Origin of the sequence: Carnobacterium sp. ISL-102, from assembly GCF_018612935.1 — a bacterium.
Taxonomy (GTDB): Bacteria; Bacillota; Bacilli; order Lactobacillales; family Carnobacteriaceae; genus Carnobacterium_B; species Carnobacterium_B alterfunditum.
This window is the reverse complement of the sequence record NZ_JAGGRF010000006.1, coordinates 1-20,302: the sequence shown is the minus strand read 5'-3', so window position 1 is coordinate 20,302 and position 20,302 is coordinate 1. Positions and strand designations below refer to the sequence as shown.

The following is a 20,302-nucleotide window of genomic DNA, read 5'->3' as shown; positions in this document are numbered from 1 at the left end:
TTTTTAGTGTTGATAGACTTAATCTAATTGCATTGCTTACCCAAAAATTATGGAGGAATAGGGTTGCTTGTAGCCTAAAATGAAGCACTGTAGGCAAATAACGCCCAAGTGTATCATGTTTGTAAGCTGCTAAAGCAGCAACAACCATGATACACTTTTGGTTTTAGGCTTCTGGCTTTCCCTTGGCTCTCCATATGCAAACCCGTTCATTCCAGAAGAATTTTTTTCAAGCATCCACACCTTTTGATGTAGAAGCAATTATTCCTCATGATACTTCATTCCTTCTTTAAAATTCATTTTACAAGTTAATTGTTTAACTAGTTAAATTTCAGCCTTTGTCATGGGTTCTGCAGGCATAATAATATTCAAGCCTAAAGCCACTAAACAAGCTATTACAATAGCTGATTCGCCAAATAAAGCTGCTAAGAAATCTGGTAAACCTGCCATTGCTTCAGGAACTTGAGTCAATCCTAATCCAAATACTAAAGAAAGACCAATAATCACTTTTGAACGATCAGTTAAAGGCTCTGCCGTTAATATACTAATTCCTGTTAGAGTAATTTGAGAAAAGATGATAATAGAAGCTCCACCAATAACTGCTTGAGGTAAAGTAGAAATCATCGCCCCAAATTTAGGTATCAACCCAGCAGCAATTAAAAAGACTGATCCAACCGCTACAATATAACGACTCATCATCTTAGTAAAAGAAATCATCCCTACATTTTGACTAAAAGAGGTGTTCGGTAAAGAATTAAACATAGCTGCTAAAGCAGAAGTCACTCCATTTGCTATGATAGATCCAGATAATTCTTTATCTGTTGGCTCTCTATCTGATCCACCCATCGTTATTGCGGTAACATCTCCAACTGTTTCTACTGCTGTAACAACAAACATAATCAACATAGGTGCGATGGCGCCCCATTGAAACGTCAATGGAAAATAAAAAGGTTGAGGCAATGAAAACCAAGTTGCTTCTCTTATTGGGCCAAATTCTACCATGTTAAGTGCAACCGCCACGATATATCCTATAACAATAGCAATTAAAATCGATGATGTTTTAGCCATACCTTTACCGAATTGATTTAGAAGTAAAACTAAAAACATGACAAACAAAGAAACCATCCAATTTTTCATTGAGCCAAATGTTTCAGACCCATTCCCACCAGCCATAGCCTGAATACCTGTTGGAAGTAAGGATAAACCAATCGTCAACACGACTGTTCCCGTAACCACTTTAGGGAAAAAACGTCTCAAGGGTTGTAAAATAAATCCTAATCCGGCACAAAAGAGCCCACCGACGAATGTAGCTCCTAGTAGACCAGAGATTCCGTATCCACTAGCGATTGAAATATTCGTTGGCAAAAAGCCAAAACTGCTTCCCATTACAACAGGAAGCTTAGCTCCTACTTTCCAGATTGGGTAACATTGAATCAACGTCGCTACTCCAGCCATAACCATTGCACTTTGGACTAGCACGGTCAAGTCTCTACCTGAGATCCCAACTACTTTTGCTACGATTATCGGAACAGCTATATTGCCTAAAAACATGGCGAAGATATGTTGCAACCCTAACGGAACAGCTTCTCTTAAAGGGGGAATACCATCTACATCATACTTGCTTCTATTAACGGGTTCATTTCTCTTTATCGAAGAAAGAAAGTTCATTTGATCAGCTCCTAATTTATACTTATAATACACACTTAACGTTTAGTTCAGTCAGATAGATCCAACTTTTTATTTTTTAACAGTTCTCTAATAATTGTTGACCGCAAAATCAGGCCCTCTATCTTTAGATATTTTGCTCCAATACGCTATCTCTTTATTATCTTGCTTATTTATTTTTAAAAGAGCTGCCAACAATTTTTCTTCTGTGAACGTGTTCGGATCAAGTATTTCAGCTAACTGTCTTTTTTCACAATCATAGGCAATATTAAATTGATCGCTTGAAAAAGGTAAAATGATCATTGGTTTGCCATAATACAATGCCTCTGTAAAGGTATTGCAACCTCCGTGAAAAATAACGTTATCCATATAAGGCATTAGAGCTTTTTGTGGAATGAATTCTTCAATAATAACAAAATCAGAGCGATATTCGTTTAATTTTTCAGCGTTGCTTCCTGCTGAAACAATCAAAAGGGAATCTTGATTTGCTTTTTTTGAGCCTATTATAAGTTTTTCAAGTACATCTACTCGATTAGATAAGAATGTTCCTAGAGTTATTAATATTATATTCTTTTTACCTTTTATTTTGTTTAACCACTCTTCATCTAATGACTCTTCTTCAAAACAATTACCCATAAAGATTTTATTGGGCAGTTGCTCAGCATCTTCAATAGAATCAAAATCAAAATAATTATAAAGGATCGCTCTATCTGAAACTAAACTAAAAGCATTTTCTATTTGTTTACGATTGCTCGAACTTTCTTCTATCATCGTATTAAAAATTGTTGTAAATTCATTTTGCGTTTTTTTCGAAACTTGTTTTAATTCTTCTAACTGTTTTTGATCCACAGGTATTGCAGAAGGCCAATTTTTTGGAACACCATAATGCTCATTCCTCATTGGGATCGTTCGTGGATGAGGTGGGCAAAATGTTACAAAAGGAAGGTCTAAAGAATACAATCCTAAAGTGACACCATAGGATAAAATATCCACCACATATAAATCTATTTCTAAAGAGTCAGCTATTTTTTTGATTTTCAAAATGAGTTCTTCTGGTTTATAAAGCATATCTTTTTCTCTGTGCTTAGACTGTGTAATGAGCGTTTCGATAGCTCCTTTTCTTGTTGATTCAAAAAAATCATCTAATCTGTCTTTTTCTGAATCTGGATGGTTCGTGATCTCAGCTTTGCCAACATTTTTATTTTTACTGATATCTATCTCGTAGAAAGATAAATTTGCTTGTTCGACTTGAACTCTAAACTCACTGCTGCATCCAAACGTCACATCTTTTCCAAGTTTTTTAAAACTCTTCGCAAGAACTAATAGTGGAGTAAAATGAGAATAAAACGGAGGACTTATAAAAAATATATGGTTAGTATTCATTCACTTTTCCCCTTTCTAAAGATAAATAAAACAATAAAAATTCTTTAGCTATTTCTTCCATAGAAAAACGGTCTTTAACTGTTTTTTCTCCAGCATCTTGTATCCTCTCAAAAGCTATCGGATTATTTTTAAATCGCTGGATAATTATTTCTGTTTCTTCAGAAATGGTCTGCCAATTGGATGTATCAATTAAAAATCCATTGATATCATTTTCCAAATAACTTTTTACGCCTCCTCTTTCAGGTCCCAATACTAAGAACTTCTGAGATAAGGCTTCTAAAATAGCTATTCCAAATTCTTCTTTTTTGCTTGAACAAAGATAAATTTGCGGATAGTTTTCTTGATGCTCCATAATTTTCTTTTCAATCATTCTTATTTTTTCATTTGACAAAGCACCCATATGATGGAATTTATCTTTTAGATGCGGGTGTTCAGTGAGGTATTCTTCAAAAGAATGAATCATTTTCATTTCGTCATTACTAGGATTTTCTAAATCTCCACCAATCAACAATAAATTATACACATCCGAAATACTCGAATTCCCCCATGCTTTTAACAACTCATCTTGAGATTTTAGTTGCTCTAATCTACCTACATTTAAAATGATTGGTCTGTCAAAGAATTCTTTTTTTAAATTAATTCCCTTTAATTCTTTGTAGCTATTTAATTTCTCATCAGTATTTTCTGGATTTCCACCTGCTTTTATTCCTTCACTGATCATCCACAATGCATCTTTTTTATCTTCTTTGAGTAATTGTGGAAAATAGGATTCTAGTTCTTTTCCTACTGTATGATCACCTATTCCAACTATTTGATCACTTTCAGAAATTAATTCGTCGCCTATCTTTATTTTATTTAGTTTTTGAAAATATTCATTTGCATCAAAAGCTTTTAACGTCCCATCATTATTGGTCATATTACGATGTGGATCCGGTGTTAAGGTAAAAACTAGCCTCTTACCTAATTGCTTACTTAAAAGTGCTACTGCTCTAGACGCGTTATCTAAATAGCGAACATGAAAAATATCTGGTTCAATCTCTAATTTTATTAGGAACCTATCGATAGCTCTTTTAATAAATTGTTCCTTTTTAAAAAAAGGATCTTTATTTGTTGCATCTATATAAATAGGAGCTCTCAGAAATAAATGGTTATCAGAGTAAAAATTCATAAGTGATTGATTATGTGACCATTCATTTGTGATCGTTAATGTCACAACTAACGAAACTTCTTTTGAGTTAGACAACTCATTTCCTAACGTCTTCAAAAATACTGCCATCCCACCATTGTTGCCTTTTCCACTGTTTTCAAAATCGCCATAAAACATTGATTGTAAAATCGTCAACCCATTATGCTGAATGGGCTGTTCCTTATTGAGAATTGCCATATAGTCAGTAAATAATTTTTTATTCGCTTGAAAAGGAAGCAAATTTTCAATGTTTTCATAGTTTAGATTTTCTAATGAATAAAGTTCTACCAATAAATCGATCAGCTGTATCTTAATATTAATTGGATAATCTTCTTTCAGCCACTCGTATATCGCTTGTTCGAATCCCTCTACTTTAAAATAATAAAGATAGTCTATCACTATCGAGAAAACATCCAACTGCTTTATATGATATTTTAATACGTTTTCCAGCGTTTCTTTAGTCAATACATCTCTATCGCATTCAATGCAACTATCTACTAAGTCGTAAACAACTGATTCGTCTGTTTTTTCTTTAGACAAAAGCTCGATCACTACTTTATCGAAACCTTCTTTAGTAAAAAGGAGATGGTTGTCCATAATTAAATTTACTATATACCGATCTAGGTAGTCATTTTGGCCTAAATAAGCAAGACTTTTAACAATTTCGCTTTCTTTTATCTCTTTTTTTGTAGCGAGTTGCATAATCTCTTTAAACTGATCTAAAATTGTTTCTGAATTTAACGTCCCAACAAGATTCTCTTCTTGATATTTTTTTAAAAAAAATAAAGGGAATGAAGGATCTTGTTCTTTCTCAAAATAATTATTCCTCAATTCAATAAACTTATTCATGGTTTACCACCTTTCTAAAAGAAATCGTATTCATCTTAATTCATTTAAATCCTTATAATTTTCGATTTCATATTTCAAAAATGCTGTTTTAAAAAAACTGGTAGACAATATTATAACATAGTAAAAGTTAAAGAACCGTCTTTATTTATCCAGCTAGTGTCTGCTCAACTACCCTAATGAATCTAACAAAAAAACTTAGGAAACGACAATAAATGACTATTGCAGTCCCTTAAGTTTTTGAAATCTGTTGCATCACTTACTAAATATTTTTTTATCCCGCAAGTTTATCTAGTCTATCTAAAAATTTATCTATTTCGTTATTCCTTTTTTTCTTGATTAATTGAATAATCTAATTCATTTATAACGCATATAACTTTAGCGATTTTCCTTCGATTATACAAAGAATCTGCACCCATTTGCAACTACTACTATACGTTTAGATAATAGCTTTTTTCTTAAATTTAACTATTTCTTCCAAATCAGTTGCTGCAGTAACCGATCCACCTACAATGATCAATGCAAAAATAACACTTCTTAGAGATACTTCTTCATTCAAGATAATTGCTCCAAAAACAATTGACCAAGCAGAATACGTTATATTCAAAGCCATTGCTTTAGAAGCACCAATTTTGTTAATGGCTTTATAATAGAATAGATACGAGGTAGTTCCAAATAATGCAGCCAACAAAATAATGGCCGCTGTTTTTGTTGATAGTATAGATAAGGTGAATGACCAACCTCCAACAACTGGTATAATAATTGCTCCATAAAAGATTGCCGATGTCAGCTGTCTTATCTGAAGAGCTAAACTATCACTAATTTCTTGCGTCTTTAATCCATAAGCGATGATAACAGCTTCCGACGACCATCCAATAACACACATAAGTGCGAAAAAGAATCCTAAAAGCATATTCGTTGATTCGTTGCCACCTGGTGAATACCCTAAAGCAATAACACCCAAAATACTAGCCGTTAATCCAGCTATTTGATAACCTTTCATTTTTTCTTTTAAAAAGATATAAGATAAGAGTGCACCAACTCCTGGAAACAAAGCCGATATGATTGCTGTGTATGCTGCTCCGATATAACTTATCGATAGAACATAACCCGTCATCCCGATTGGACCACCCATTAAAGCTGCCAGAACAATTACTTTTCCACTTCTAGTTTTTAGAGCAGCTAGTATTTTTCTTGATTCCTTTTTGATACCCATATAGCACAACATCCATAATGACGAGCAAAAATCGTGGATAAATGTACTGATGAACGGAGCTAACAAAATCGCTTGTTCAGTTGATAAAAATGGTGACATAAATAAAGCAATCCCCAATATAACTGTGTCTAACCCCCAAAAAAAACCTGCTAATAAACCATATGTCATAGGTCATTCTCCTAAACAATTTTATCAAGATCTGTATATTAATAATTCTCTTGTTTCATAGAAATAGGAATAAACAGTATCTTTTATAAAACAATCAAAACCGATCGTTTCGCCATCCTCTCTTATTGGAGAGAGACGTGTAATATCACTTTCTTTACAATTCAACTGCTCGCAAATAGACTTTAAAATTATTGAGCCTGTAGAGTCAATGTAATGAGGGTCAAATGTTCTCAACTCATCTAATGTATCAAATTCAAATATGATTTCCTCAGAATATTCGCGAATATATAGATCTAACTCGTTAACATGTTCTAAATAAATGCTTTCCCATAAAAGATTCTTTGTTTCAGGATTTTCATAGACATTTTCTAAAATCTCTACAAATTTCTTTGAAAAATCACGAGAAAAAAACACATGTCCTAACATGATCCACTTATCTTTTCCGCCTATTTTCAAATCCGTTATTAGACCAGTTTCATCGGTTTCGATGCACCATTCATTCGTTTCTCCTTCTTCATAAACAGATGAATAATAGGCTTTATTGACATAGGTCTCAAAAACATTTTGAGTAAAGTAGTTATCTGCTGAACAGATATAGGTATTTCCAAGTTTTTCTCTTACAACGTAGATCGTTGAATGATTGTTACGGCTAGCATAATCAGGGTTTTCAACTAACTTCACCTGAAATTTATCAATTAGATAATAAAATAGTTCTTTTTTATACCCCACAACAATCGTGATATCATCGATTCCAGCTTCTTTTAATTGAAGAATCTGTCGTTCTATCAAAACTTGTCCTTTAACTTTTATTAAAGACTTTGGATATTCGTAAGAAATTGGTGCGAATCGAGAAGAAAGTCCTGCAGCCATAATGATCGCATTCTCGACTTTAAGTGGTGCTTCTTCTTTTACTTTCATTTCATTTATCCCTTCATTTTTCTAACTCACATTATTTTAATTTAGCATTTGCCTTTGGTAAAAATTCATTTACAACAATGGCGTAATAATCCTTAGCAAATTCATATTGTTTTAAAGCATATTCCCCAAAATCTACTCCTAATGCACTCTTATACTCACACCAGTTACTCCAAAGCAATCCGCCTACTGCCATATAACTATAAATTTTCATTCTTGTTTCAGTTGTGCAGTTGCCAGAAAAATAACGATCAATTAAAAAATCAGTTTGTTCTCTGCTGTATAGTGAATAAATAGCAAACATAGCTACATCGAAGTGTGGATCTTGCATAGCAGCATATTCCCAATCAATGACGAATACCTCATCCTCTACAAATAAAAAATTATCTGAAACAGAATCTATATGAGCTAAGACAAGTTCTTTAGATAATTGATCGATTAGTTTTTCCAAAGACATAACTCGTTCTTTCACTTTAACGTAGTCTTCAAACATCGATGGTTTGCCCTTCCATAAACTTTCGTAAAATTTAATTTCTTTAAAAGGATCAAAAAAATGAGAAACTTTTAAGTCGCTGTTGTGAAATTCTCTTAATTTAGCCATACAACGTTCTACATCCTGTTTATCAAAAGGATCGCTCACTCTTGCTGTTTCCCAGAACTCCGTTATTTTGATACCGCTATCATTCGAGATATAAATAATGTTGTCGCTTATCTTTTTTCCTTTTAACACTCCATACACATTGTATTCATTTGATCGATTGATTAGTTTATCCGTACCTGCACCTGGAACTCGAATAATATAGCTCTTGTCTTTGACTTCAAATTTAAACGAATCATTTGTCATCCCTTTTTTTAGGTGCGTAATATTCTTTATTTCTTCAGGTTCAATAGCCATTACTTTAGTAATAACTGACACAACTTTTGGATTTAAAACTTTTTCCTTTAATGCTCCATCTTGATTTTCCATAGTTTGCTTCCCTTCTTGTTGTGCAATAAATCTCGCACAACGTTTTTATTCTTTTGTATTGAAATTGATTTCAATAATCCCATGATGGGGCTCTTGTTCCTTTAAAGACGGTATTTCCATATAATTGCCATAATTTTTTGTTAAAATTTCATCGTATGCTCGTGGTACAGGAAATTTGTGTCCCTCAAAATCCCAATCAATTGAATCATAAAAAAACTCTTTTTTTATGATAAATGAATCATACATCCGTTTGCCCGTTGAAATACTTAATTCCCCTACATATTTTTCATCTTTATGGTTAAATGCACGGACAAGTTTTGTAATAAGACGATCCATTTTATTTTTAGGGATAGCTTTTAATAAATAATATGTAGCTTTTTTAGTTAATCTTAAACCTTTCTTCTCTTCACTATCATTCACCCGCATAACTCTACAATAATTCATCATTTTTAATTGATCTATCGCAATTCTTTGAGCTCTGCCTTTTAATGTCTGAGGCCTTACATGATCATAAGGAAATACATCTATAAAAATCCCTTGGTGCATATCCACATCTTGAACGAGATTTTCAATATAGCGTGTATTATTCTTTTTGATTTTTGAATACTGTGATTGGAAATTTTTATCTGTATGGTAATTTTGTAAGAAATAGCTTTCATTTAAATCTTTTTTACTGGCTTCTAAAAATCGATCGTACTCTTCTCTTAACATGCAAACATCAATATCGTCGTCCCAAGGAATAAAGCCGTTATGTCTGATTGCTCCAATTAATGTTCCTGAGAATAGCTGATACTGGATTTTATTTTTTTTGCATAATCGATCAAACTCTAATAGAATTTCTAACTGCACGTTTTGCGCCTCTTTAATGCTGACATTTAGCCCTGGAAATTTGAGTTCATTTTTTTGCATTAATATACCGCCTTAATCGTTGATTTTAATTTTATAGTTTTTTATTTTTTAGAGTAAAGGGATTTAGGTGATTCAATCTAGAGGTTGCTTCTTATTATTCATTATTCTCAATTTTTTTGCAAATTAAAGTGCATTTTTTTATTTAAGAGTAAAAAGACAAAAAAATTTTCCGGTTTTTTTCGATTTGCAAATTATTCTTCATTTCAGATTGGATAAGGTATAATAGGGTTGTATGATTTTTTAGGAGGGATTTATTGAAAAAAGATGCAACCTTTTATTGGACCTTATTTTTATCCACTTTTACTTTGAGTACCTTTACTTTTGGTGGAGGGTACGTGATCGTTCCACTAATGCAAAAACGTTTTGTAAATGAATTGAAATGGATCGACGAAGAGGAAATGCTTGATTTAGTTGCCATTGCTCAATCAGCTCCAGGCCCTATTGCTGTTAACGCTTCTATTATCATAGGGTATCGGATGGCTGGCATTCGTGGAGCTCTTTTATCTGTACTCGGCACTTCTTTACCTCCATTGATCATTATCACCATTGTTTCCTATTTTTATTTGGCTTTTCGCGATAATCCAATTGTGAATGCTGTATTATTTGGTATGCAGGCTGGTGTCGCTGCTGTTATTGCAAATGTTGTCATCACTATGGTGAGTGGCATAACAAAAGACAAGAAGATTTTACCAATTGTCGTTATGGTGCTTTCTTTCTTAGCAGCCGCTTTTACTTCGATCAACATTGTCGTCATTTTGTTTATTTGTGGAGCAATAGGGGCTTATACGACCTATAAAGAATCACAAAAAACCAAAGGAGGACTAAAATAAATGATTTATTTGCAATTATTTTGGAGTTTTTTTCAAGTTGGTGCTCTAAGTTTTGGTGGTGGTTATGCCGCGTTGCCTTTGATCCAAGAGCAAGTGATCGAGAAGAACGACTGGTTGACGAACACCGAATACATTGATGTCTTAACGATCTCACAGATGACACCTGGTCCAATTGCTTTGAACGCTTCTACTTTTGTCGGCACAAAGGTAGCTGGAATACCCGGATCGATTTTTGCTACCTTAGGGTGTATCACACCTTCTGTTATTATCGTTTTAGTGCTAGCTGTTTTTTATTATAAATACAAAGGGCTTTCTTTAGTACAAGGAGTTATCAAAGGCTTACGCCCTGCCGTTGTTGCTTTAATTGGTTCTGCTGGACTGTCAATTTTATTGACTGCTTTATTTAATAAAGATACTCTTCCGATTGAATGGGCTAAATTAGATTTAGTTTCTTTGGTTTTGTTTATTGTTGGTTTGGTTTTGCTGCGAAAAACAAAGATCAATCCTATCTATGTCATGCTTGCTGCTGGACTAGCTCGTCTGATTATTTACGGAGCCGCAACACTTTGAACTACCTATTTGATTTTTAGCTACAGACTCGATTCATTCGGAAATGAATGAGTTGTGATTTTTTTGTTTCCTTCATACTAAATAGAACAATCTCATTTTGCATTGTTCTTCCAGAAAGCAGGTAGTTATATGTTTGAATTGGAATACGGTGAAATTATTCTTCGCTTAGTAATGGCTGTTGTCTTCGGGAGTATTATCGGATATGAACGCGAAATAAGAGGTCACGATGCTGGCTTGCGAACGCATATATTGGTGTGTGTCGGTGCCTGTATCATCACTTTAGTCCAATTACAGGTAACTTATAATACGATTGAAATGGCCTTAAATGAGCCAAGTTTAAATCAAGTTTTAAATACAGATATGACACGGATGCCGGCTCAAATCATTAGTGGAATTGGTTTTTTAGGAGCAGGTACGATCATTGTAACTAGAAAGAGTGTTGTAGGTTTGACTACGGCTGCTTCTATTTGGACAATTGCCGGTTTAGGCATAGCCGTCGGAATGGGAAGTTATTTTTTAGCACTAATGAGCAGTTTGATTATTTTACTTGTTCTACGTGTCATCAAAAAAATATTCCGGGTCCAAACTTCAAAAAGAATTGAGATTTATTATATCAATCGCGAAGAGACTAAAAAGTTTTTGACTAACTACTTTGCCAACATGAATATCAATATATTAGGCTTAGATTACAGTGTGAATACAAAAAGTACCGAAAAAAACAGTTACATCAACTTGTATACGATCAGCTTGCCAGATACGAAATCTATTGCTTCTGTAGTAGAAGACCTCTCAGAATTTGAATACATCCAACGGGTCCATACGTTAAGAGAAAACTAAAAAGAACAAAAGTGAAAAATACTCACTTTTGTTCTTTTTTCAGCCTTTTTTAATGTTTGTTCCAAAATACGTGGTTTGCTGCTAATGCTATTGTTCCTACTAAAGAAAGCCAAGCCCCTACAATCAAAAATGGTGGTTGATACGTAAACGTGACTGCTGAATTTCCAGGTTCTAGAGGAAGTCCAATAAACCCTTCATTAACAAGAATCGTTTCAACCTTTTTACCATTCACTTCTGCTTTCCAACCCTCGGTATAGGGAATCGTTGTGGATAAGATAGAAGATTCGGTCATTGTCACTGAGCCGCTAACCATTTTATTCGTAAATTGTTCTATATTTAATTGATTGGCTCTTTTTTCTGCAACTCTAGCTGAATAACCTTCATCTTTCGGAACGACAAATACCGTAATGTCTTCCAATGCGTATTCTCCTGCTTCAGAAAATTGAAGCGAAATCGTTTCTTCTTTGCTATTTCCATCTTGATACCCCATATTAAACAACATTTCTGAACGTTTGATATAAGAACTAAAACTTAAAACATCTGATTGGCGAATCGCTTTTTTTCGTTCGCCTAATGCTACCTTAGCAGTAAAACTAGTCGGTGTTCTTGTCAAAGGATCACTTGTACTTGGCGTAAAATCTAATCCTTCTAAATAAACATAGACTTCAGTATTTTGTAGAGCGGTTGGGTCATCTACTATTAGTTCAACTTTCCCGTTACTCTCTTTTATTATTATTTCCTCTTCTTCAACACTAGCTTTACTTGGATCATTTGAGACCAATTGATAGTCTTCACTTTTGACCTCTAATGGCTGATCAAATAATGTTAAGTCGGTCGTATCTACTTCTTCTGACTCTACAATAACTCCATACGATAAGAACTGCTCTTTCTCAATGGGGTTCAGTTGTCTAAACGATTCATAAGTTAAATAAGTCGTATTGGCATAGGCAAAAGGAAAGTAATTTTTTGTTTCAGCTACAATAAAAGAGGAACTCTTATCAGAGAGGTCTTCTGCTACTTCATACCCGTATGGAAGATAGGCTTCATTTTCTTTTTCTGTAAGAATGTAACGAACGCCTAAAAAATTATTGGCGATTTGGCGATCATCAAAACCACTCCTTAAGGGCTGAATAAGTTGAAATTGCCCTGTTTCTAATTGTTGGGCAAAATTTGAAATAAATCCATTTGAAACCGATAAATATGAATTCAATCCCATTTCTTCTAGGATGATCATTTGATTTTTTACATGATTATCTTTACTCGTGACTCCAATACGAGAGATTTCCTTATCTTGTGGCAGTTCTTGCTCTAGCCCATCAAAGGTTGATAAGTAATTTTCATCTACCGTTCCGTAGTCTAGCGATAATTCTATCTTATTTTGTCCCCATGGATAATAGTAATCCATAGCACTAAAACCTAAATCAACCATAATAACCACCAATAAAGAGGCCGAATAAAACCACTTAGAACGTCTGGTTAATGGCTTTTTAGCCTTCTGTTTATTTGCTAAAACTAGCAACAGCCACATCATTCCTGCAAAAATCAAGGGAGCAATATAAGCTATTTTAAAGCCGACAACTTGCATGATTAGAACAATTGCTCCGCTGTATACTAGGAGCAACGCTCCCATTGCTGAATATTCTTTTTCCTTTAATTTGAAGCGACTATTGAAAAGCATCGCAGCTCCCAATGAAATAAATAAAGGAATAGCAAAGGTCCATCGGTTATATGGACCAGCGAAGCCATTCATTATGGAGCCAAATGCCGGCAATAGCAATATTACGGCAAATAAAGCTAGGCTTCCAGAAATAAAACCGAATTCTTTACGCTTCATCCACAACATCGGCAGCAATAATAAAGCAAAGGAAGAAAAGCCAAATACTGTCCATAAATACCGTTCAGAAACGAATACATTTAAAATTAATGACCAATAGTATTTAGTAGGATAAATCAGCAATCCGCTTGCGAATTCCCCTGGCTCTCTTGAAGATTGTAAGAATCCCCCTACGATTGGGACGAATAATACACTTGAGAGCACTAATCCTATCAGATAAGAATAAATGGATGTCCAGACATACGTCAGAAAATGTCTGATGGTCTTTTTGCCATAAAGCTGAAAATACCGTATAACAGCATAGATAAAAATCAATACACTTAACATATAAAAAAAATAAAAATTACTGCACGCACTAAGAAAAATGGCGACTATGAATACTGTATTTGATTTATTGTGGAGAATCTTTTCGATCCCAATACACAATAACGGGAAAAACAGCATTGGCATAAGAAAAAAAGGATGCCGCGTGACATTTAAAATGACATAGAAAGTAAAGGTATACATCATTGAACCAACTAAAGCACCTGAACTGCCAATTTTCATCTCACGGCAATAAAACAAAAAGGCCATACCTATAAAATAAAGACGCAGCAGTATCAAAAAATGAAAAGCAAGTTCAGTCATACTATCAGGAAATAGCAACCCAAGATAAACAAACGGATCACCGATAACATAATACCCGTAAGCACTTAGTACGTCTGCACCCATTCCATTTGTCCAATCCCAAAATGGTAACCCAACTGAGGGGTCTGCGAAGTAGTCTTTTATTAATGCGAGATAATCTTTGAAAATTAAATAGTGCTGTGAAAAACCGTCTCCTTGCCAAATAAACGATTTTTGCATCACCACAAAGTAACTGTAGATCCCGACGATCATGATCAAGAACAACCCAGTAAAGAGAGCAAAAGTCCGTTTAGTGATTTTCTTTTCTTCAAATAGGTTCTCGCCAAGGTCTTTTAACAACTGATTCACTCTCCTTGTTTAAAAATAAAGAATTTACTGAACGCATAATTCAATACCACAACAATAAATTGTGTGATGATTTTTGCCCAGTTCGCATCCAGATCCAATCCATCAACTAGCAGCCACATACTTCCCATATCAAAAACAGCTGACAATAAACGAAAAGAGACAAACAAACTAAATTCTTTCAGCCACAATTGAAAAGTTGGCGTGGCTGATTTGAACACATATTTTTTATTGGTAAAAAAAGCAAATAAAATTGAAACAATAATGGCGATGGCATTTGCAAACAAGTAATGTACTCCAAGAATAGAATCAAATAAATAGAAAACAACAATATTTACAACGGTTGTCAGACCTCCGAAAACCAAATAACCAATTACTTCATCGTATTTACTAATGAGCTTTTTTATCTTTGTCATCTCTTACATCCATCGCTTTCTTTGCTTCTTTTAGTTTATCGGGGACTGCTTCATCCTTTTCAGTTTCTCCTTCTGAATATTCTTGAATAAAGTAAACTGGTCGTTCCTTCGTTTCGATAAAAACACGGCCCAAATACTCACCAATAATTCCAAGTGAAATGAGTTGGATGCCGCCTAAAAATAAAATACCGGCAATTAAAGAAGGGTATCCATCAACATTTGTTCCAAATAAAGTTGTGCGAATAATTTCAACGGCCAGATAGATAAAGGAAAATATTGAGATACTGATGCCAATAATTGACCAGATTCTTAAAGGGATCGTGCTGTAGGAGGTGATCCCATTCAATGCTAAATTCATCAAATCTGAGATTTTCCATTTTGTTTCTCCACCAGCTCTAGCTTCTGCTATATAAGAAATTTCTTTCTTTTTAAAACCTATCCAGCCATACATTCCTTTCGTGTAACGCTCATGCTCTCTAAGTTGAGTCAAAGCTGAAACACATTTTTTATCCAGCAATCTAAAATCACCAGCCTGAGGGTAGACTTTTACTTTAGCAACTTTTTGTAATACCCGGTAATACATATCAGAAGTCCATTTCTTTAACCATGTCTCCCCTTCACGTTCTTTACGGACAGCATAGACATCATCATAGCCTCCTTCCCACCAATGGATCATTTCAGAAAATATTTCTGGCGGTTGCTGAAGATCAGCATCTATAATGATCAGGGCATCGCCATTAGCGTAATCAAATCCTGCTAACATAGCTGGTTCTTTTCCAAAATTACGGGATAGATCAACATACTGTACACGTGGATCATTTTGTTTAAAAGCTTTTATCTGCTCAAGTGTTCTATCGGTACTTCCATCATTAACAAATAGAAATTCAAATTGATACTGAGGTAAACCTCCACAAACGCTGTCTAATTTTCCATACATTTTGTCAATTACTGCTTCTTCATTATATGCGGGAATCAATATCGTAATAGTCTTCATTTTATCTTACCTTCCATTTCGTACATCGAACTCACTATCCTACGAGTCCGTCTCTCAACTAGTATATCCTACCGAAAAAACGACGTCTATTTTTGTTACTTCTAAATGAGAAAATTCTCTTAAATAGCCAAAAGTATGCGGTTTCGTTACATAAATTACAAAACCGAAACAGAAAGCTGATTCCACATAACAGATATCAGGGTGTTCCACGATTGTTGAGTAAATGAGGGTGCTAAGGAGTAGTCTGATTTCCATTACATAATCGGATCCTCAAAAGATGATTACTTTTATCCATTTATAACATCTATAAAGTCCTTAAAATATCCTTTTCTTTCTACCCTTAAGAAACAGATAGTGTTAAACTCTTATTAAGTAAACTTCTAAAGGAGATGATTGGAAATGACAGAAAAAACACTTGTATTGATCAAGCCAGACGCGGTAGAAAGAAACCTAATTGGGAGTATTTTAGTAGAATATGAAAGAAATGGTTTGAAAGTTCTTGATATGAAATTAATCAACGCTTCTACAGAAATGGCAGAACAACATTATGCAGAACATACTGGGAAACCGTTTTTCAACCGTTTAGTTTCTTATCTTACAAGAAGTCCATTGGTTGCTCTTGTTTTAGAAGGTGAAAATGCCGTCAGTCGCGTTCGGGCATTGAATGGAACAACTGATCCTGAAAATTCCCAAGACAATACGATTCGTGCTCTGTATGGTCTTAGTATGGCTGAAAATACTGTTCACGCTTCTGATTCACTTGAAAGTGCTGTTAGAGAACGTTCTATCTGGTTTGACTAAAAAATTTTGAAACAAAAAGACTTACCTAACTTTGTAAAGTGTACCCTTTGTAAAGGACATTTAAAAAAGCTTTAAGCTACTTGAAGAAGATGGCATCTGTATCGTGCAGGCGTCATCTTTTTTGAATTACATTGACCACGATAAAAAAACATGTGTTTTAATTGATGCTTTTTTATTGTATACTAAACAAATGAAATAAATTATTTTTTTAATTTAGATACACTATTATTATAAAATACTGTATTCATTACTGTAAGTTATCTCTAATGAGGATTTAGTGACATCTAAGGAGGTGTATAAATGAATAAGCTTAAATTATTAGCTGTTTTAGGTCTTTGCAGTTTTGTTTTAGCAGCTTGTAATTCTGAAGAAACTAATAATAATGATTTAAATACTAATAAAATAGTATCAAGTGAATCAATTGCTCCTGAAGAACCTGGGTTAGATGAATTAGATCAATCAGTTGCTGATGAAATTGCTAAAATTGGCAGCGAGGAAGCAATCAATTGGGAAAAAATCAACCTTAACAAACGTCAATTTAAAGAATACATAGATTCTTTAGATGAGCAAGAAACTGAAACTTCTGAAGAATCTATTAGCATTATTTCTTCTTCGATGCCTGATAACAATAAAATAGAAATTATTATCAAAAACCCAGATACATCCGGGATGAGAGAATTAACTAATGGGTTCTTCAGTATTATGATAGATAGTTTTAGCAGACAGCTCTACTTAAACTCAGATTATTCTGACGGGTCCACTCACCCAACTATCTTAATCAAAGATGATGCTGAAAATATTATTTCGGAAGAAACTGATTTTATTGAAATGGAGGAGACAAAAGAATGAAAAAAATTAAATACATAACTTTATTAGGACTTTCAAGTTTGTTATTAGTTGCATGTGGGGAATCATCTGATGTTACTGTAGAAAGTAGTAATTCTGACTCTACTACTGCTGAAGTATCTAGTGAAGCAAAATCAAGTGAAGAAACTAGCGTACCAGGCAAAAGAAGCAACCCTGTCTCAATTGGAGAATCAGCATCTTGGGATGTATTATATAGCGATGCTGACTATGTTCAATTAGAAGGGACAGTTACTACTACTATTTCAAATTTAGTTCGTGGAGAGGAAGCTTTTAATTACTTAATGGAGGCTAATGAATTCAACGAAGCTGCTCCTGAAGGATATGAATGGATAATTTTCGATATGTCTCTAGTATTAGATGAAGGTAGTGAAGACGATCCTTTTAATACTTCAACTATTTTAATTACACCTATTTCTTCAGATGGTAGTGAAGTTGCTCAATCCGCTTATGCTACTTTTGAGGATGGTACTGATTTTGGTTGGAAAGACTTGTATAAAGGCGGAAAAGATTCTGGGAAAGTTGGCTTGATTATTCCTCAAGGCGATGAAACTCTTATTGAAATTTCAGATATGAATACTAGTGTTTTTTACAAATTGAACTAAACTAATAAAGGTTCCTCTAATTTTTAAGGTCAGTATATTATTAGACATTACTTTTATTACTCATTGTTATACTCCATTGACAGAGTATGTTCCATTTATCTACCTATCTTGTGATTTTATCTATTGGTTAGATAAAGTAAGAAGCTCACTATTTTTAGAGAGCTTCTTACTTTATCCTGATTATTTCACAGTTGTGTGAAATCCTTGAAATTCTAATTAAAAAAAGCTGATATATTTAACCAATCATTTTATACTTTGTCAGCTGACTAAAAAACCATCAAACTCTGTTTTGTGGTTTTTTGTCTAAATTTATAATTTGCACTTACATTTCAACAAATCCAGTATAATTCTGACTAATAATATGAACATTTTTACCATTTTTTTGATCATTGCTGATTCGTTCTTCGCCCCAAATAGACATGGCAATCAAAACTTCTCTTAATGACTTTCCTTCTTTTGTTAAAGAATAAATAACTTTAGGTGGAACTTGGTTAAACACTTCTCTAGAAATAATATCATCTTCTTCAAGTTCTCTTAATTGTTGCGTCAACATTTTTTGCGTAATTGCAGGGATTCTTCTTCTCATTTCACCCGTCCTTAGGGCTCCGTGACCTAAATGGCATAAGATAATGGGTTTCCATTTACCACCAATCACCTCAAGTGTTGCTTCCACACCAAGATTATAAATTTTCCCCATTTTATTTCCTCCAATTTCTCTTATAGGTACTTTTAGGTACCTATAGCACTTAAAAGTGCGTACTTATATTATGTATTAGTAGTATGTATACTAACATATATAAGTATTGCTGGGAAGAACTCATTTCCCAAAATAAATAGTTGGAGGAATACAAATGACTAAATATGATTTTTTAGATAGTTTTGAATTTAAAAACGGTCAGCAGTTAAAAAATAAAATTGTTATGGCGCCAATGACAACAATGTCTAGCTTTCATAATGGAATGATTACTACAGATGAAATCAATTACTATGCTGCACGAGCTGGAGGTCCTGGAATGATCATTACTGGCGTCGCTTACGTGAGTGATGGTGGTAAGGGATTTGAAGGTGAATTGTCCGTTGCAGATGACTCTATGATCCCAGGTCTTGTAAAATTAGCTACAGCAATAAAACAAAGAGGCACAAAAGCTGTTCTCCAAATTTTCCATGTCGGTAGAAAAACTTACGCAAGAATATTAAAAGGAGATCAACCTGTAAGTGCAAGTGCTATCGCAGCTCCATATCCAACAGATTCTGAAATGCCAAAAGAATTGACGAATGATGAAATCGAGCAAATCATCGTTGATTTCGGAGAAGCCACACGTAGAGCAATAGTTGCTGGTTTTGATGGAGTTGAGTTGCATGGTGCTAACACTTATCTTTTACAACAATTCTACTCAGAACATTCAAATAGAAGGACTGACAAATGGGGTGGATCAAGAGATAAGAGACTTACCTTTCCTCTAGCAGTCATTGACCATGCTTCTGATATAATTAAACGGTACTCAAAAAATCCATTCATTTTAGGTTACAGAATGTCTCCAGAAGAAATTGAAACTCCTGGAATTCGTTTAGCAGATTCACTCTATTTTGCAGATGCTATTAAAGAAAAAGTGGATTACCTTCATTTATCGATCGCAAGTTATAAACGCACATCGTTAAATGATAAAGCTGATGTCACTCCGATTTTAAACCAATTTGCTAAAATAACAGAAAACTTTGTCCCTTTAATTGGTGTTGGCTCAGTAGAAAATCCTAAAAATGCAGATGACGTATTAGCAAATGGTGCTGATTTGGTTGCAGTAGGAAGAGAATTGATCCGTGAACCTCAATGGGTACAGAAAGTTGCTTCCAATGATGAGGAAAGCATACGAAGAGAAATTAGCCCTTCTGATCTGGATGAATTAGCTATCCCTTCCGTAATGCAAGTATATCTAGTTGAATCGTTTAGTTCTGTCATGCACTTCAGTACAGATTCAGCTAATGTGAATGATGATTACTCAGGGCAATTTGCTCCAATGGAAGGCTACGAGAAAAAACTATAAAAATATTTTTATGTTTGTCTATTATTTAATAGTAAACAGCTATTTGATAAATAGTGTTGATACTTCAAAATAAAATTTCATCTGGAATAAGTAATTGGATCAAAGCTATTAACATTAAAAAAATATCGACCAAAAAGGACATTCTTCAGATAAGAGGCTGCTGAAAAAGTAGTTTTATCTAGCGGAGACTAACTTAATAGTAAACAAGAAAGCGGAAAAATGGGAGTGCCCATTTTTCCGCTTTCTTAGTTTAATCCATTTTAGTCCTCTTTGAGGTTTATTATC

18 protein-coding genes are annotated in these 20,302 nt (G+C 34.0%); 7 read left to right on the top strand and 11 right to left on the bottom strand.

Annotated features, from left to right (window positions below):
* Nucleotides 1-321: 321 nt before the first annotated feature.
* The 7 genes from J7E16_RS05450 to J7E16_RS05420 all read right to left on the bottom strand — a co-directional run bounded on the left by J7E16_RS05450 (nucleotide 322) and on the right by J7E16_RS05420 (nucleotide 9,252).
* Nucleotides 322-1,665, bottom strand: a complete 1,344-nt coding sequence (locus tag J7E16_RS05450; protein WP_214889623.1) for a uracil-xanthine permease family protein — start codon at nucleotides 1,663-1,665, stop codon at nucleotides 322-324.
* Nucleotides 1,666-1,752: 87 nt separating this feature from the next.
* A complete protein-coding gene (locus tag J7E16_RS05445) occupies nucleotides 1,753-3,045 on the bottom strand; it encodes a glycosyltransferase (protein ID WP_214889621.1) in 1,293 nt (430 codons plus the stop codon).
* Nucleotides 3,035-5,080, bottom strand: a complete 2,046-nt coding sequence (locus J7E16_RS05440; protein WP_214889619.1) for a glycosyltransferase family 4 protein — start codon at nucleotides 5,078-5,080, stop codon at nucleotides 3,035-3,037. The genes J7E16_RS05445 and J7E16_RS05440 overlap by 11 nt, the downstream gene beginning before the upstream one ends.
* A gap of 436 nt (nucleotides 5,081-5,516) precedes the next feature.
* Nucleotides 5,517-6,461, bottom strand: a complete 945-nt coding sequence (locus tag J7E16_RS05435) for a DMT family transporter (RefSeq protein ID WP_214889616.1) — start codon at nucleotides 6,459-6,461, stop codon at nucleotides 5,517-5,519.
* Nucleotides 6,462-6,485: 24 nt separating this feature from the next.
* Nucleotides 6,486-7,379: an NTP transferase domain-containing protein gene (locus J7E16_RS05430; RefSeq protein ID WP_214889614.1), complete on the bottom strand. Its 894-nt coding sequence runs from the start codon at nucleotides 7,377-7,379 to the stop codon at nucleotides 6,486-6,488.
* Nucleotides 7,380-7,410: 31 nt separating this feature from the next.
* Nucleotides 7,411-8,343 (bottom strand): choline/ethanolamine kinase family protein, encoded by a 933-nt coding sequence (locus J7E16_RS05425; RefSeq protein ID WP_214889613.1) that lies wholly within the window; start codon nucleotides 8,341-8,343, stop codon nucleotides 7,411-7,413.
* A gap of 45 nt (nucleotides 8,344-8,388) precedes the next feature.
* Nucleotides 8,389-9,252, bottom strand: a complete 864-nt coding sequence (locus J7E16_RS05420; protein ID WP_214889612.1) for a LicD family protein — start codon at nucleotides 9,250-9,252, stop codon at nucleotides 8,389-8,391.
* A 254-nt stretch (nucleotides 9,253-9,506) separates the two neighbouring features.
* Here J7E16_RS05420 and J7E16_RS05415 point away from each other — a divergent pair, with 254 nt between their 5' ends.
* From J7E16_RS05415 to J7E16_RS05405, 3 genes are all read left to right on the top strand, one after another.
* On the top strand, nucleotides 9,507-10,082 hold the full coding sequence (locus tag J7E16_RS05415; RefSeq protein ID WP_034545966.1) for a chromate transporter: 576 nt from the start codon (nucleotides 9,507-9,509) through the stop codon (nucleotides 10,080-10,082).
* Nucleotides 10,083-10,652 carry a chromate transporter gene (locus J7E16_RS05410; protein WP_214889610.1) on the top strand — a complete coding sequence of 190 codons (570 nt, stop codon included), beginning with the start codon at nucleotides 10,083-10,085 and terminating at the stop codon, nucleotides 10,650-10,652.
* A gap of 129 nt (nucleotides 10,653-10,781) precedes the next feature.
* Nucleotides 10,782-11,489: an MgtC/SapB family protein gene (locus tag J7E16_RS05405; protein WP_214889608.1), complete on the top strand. Its 708-nt coding sequence runs from the start codon at nucleotides 10,782-10,784 to the stop codon at nucleotides 11,487-11,489.
* Between the two features lie 49 nt (nucleotides 11,490-11,538).
* Here J7E16_RS05405 and J7E16_RS05400 read toward each other — a convergent pair whose 3' ends face one another.
* Genes J7E16_RS05400 through J7E16_RS05390 form a run of 3 tightly spaced genes read right to left on the bottom strand, consistent with a single transcriptional unit; the run spans nucleotide 11,539 to nucleotide 15,705 of the window.
* A complete protein-coding gene (locus J7E16_RS05400; protein WP_502756789.1) occupies nucleotides 11,539-14,298 on the bottom strand; it encodes a YfhO family protein in 2,760 nt (919 codons plus the stop codon).
* Nucleotides 14,295-14,702: a GtrA family protein gene (locus J7E16_RS05395; protein WP_214889869.1), complete on the bottom strand. Its 408-nt coding sequence runs from the start codon at nucleotides 14,700-14,702 to the stop codon at nucleotides 14,295-14,297. Before J7E16_RS05395 ends, J7E16_RS05400 begins: the two co-directional genes overlap by 4 nt.
* Nucleotides 14,686-15,705 (bottom strand): glycosyltransferase family 2 protein, encoded by a 1,020-nt coding sequence (locus J7E16_RS05390; protein ID WP_214889603.1) that lies wholly within the window; start codon nucleotides 15,703-15,705, stop codon nucleotides 14,686-14,688. Before J7E16_RS05390 ends, J7E16_RS05395 begins: the two co-directional genes overlap by 17 nt.
* Before the next feature lie 399 nt (nucleotides 15,706-16,104).
* Here J7E16_RS05390 and ndk point away from each other — a divergent pair, with 399 nt between their 5' ends.
* From ndk to J7E16_RS05375, 3 genes are all read left to right on the top strand, one after another.
* Entirely contained in the window at nucleotides 16,105-16,506 is a 402-nt protein-coding gene (ndk, locus tag J7E16_RS05385; RefSeq protein ID WP_214889601.1) for a nucleoside-diphosphate kinase, read from the top strand.
* 300 nt (nucleotides 16,507-16,806) lie between these two features.
* The gene (locus tag J7E16_RS05380; RefSeq protein WP_214889600.1) at nucleotides 16,807-17,355 is read left to right on the top strand and encodes a hypothetical protein; all 549 of its coding nucleotides are present in this window, start codon (nucleotides 16,807-16,809) and stop codon (nucleotides 17,353-17,355) included.
* Nucleotides 17,352-17,975, top strand: coding sequence for a hypothetical protein (locus J7E16_RS05375; RefSeq protein ID WP_214889598.1), 624 nt, complete (start codon nucleotides 17,352-17,354; stop codon nucleotides 17,973-17,975). Before J7E16_RS05380 ends, J7E16_RS05375 begins: the two co-directional genes overlap by 4 nt.
* Before the next feature lie 322 nt (nucleotides 17,976-18,297).
* Here J7E16_RS05375 and J7E16_RS05370 read toward each other — a convergent pair whose 3' ends face one another.
* Complete coding sequence (locus J7E16_RS05370; RefSeq protein ID WP_214889596.1) at nucleotides 18,298-18,672, bottom strand: winged helix-turn-helix transcriptional regulator; 375 nt, start codon at nucleotides 18,670-18,672, stop codon at nucleotides 18,298-18,300.
* A 154-nt stretch (nucleotides 18,673-18,826) separates the two neighbouring features.
* Here J7E16_RS05370 and J7E16_RS05365 point away from each other — a divergent pair, with 154 nt between their 5' ends.
* Nucleotides 18,827-20,017 carry an NADH-dependent flavin oxidoreductase gene (locus J7E16_RS05365; protein ID WP_214889594.1) on the top strand — a complete coding sequence of 397 codons (1,191 nt, stop codon included), beginning with the start codon at nucleotides 18,827-18,829 and terminating at the stop codon, nucleotides 20,015-20,017.
* Nucleotides 20,018-20,302: the final 285 nt, after the last annotated feature.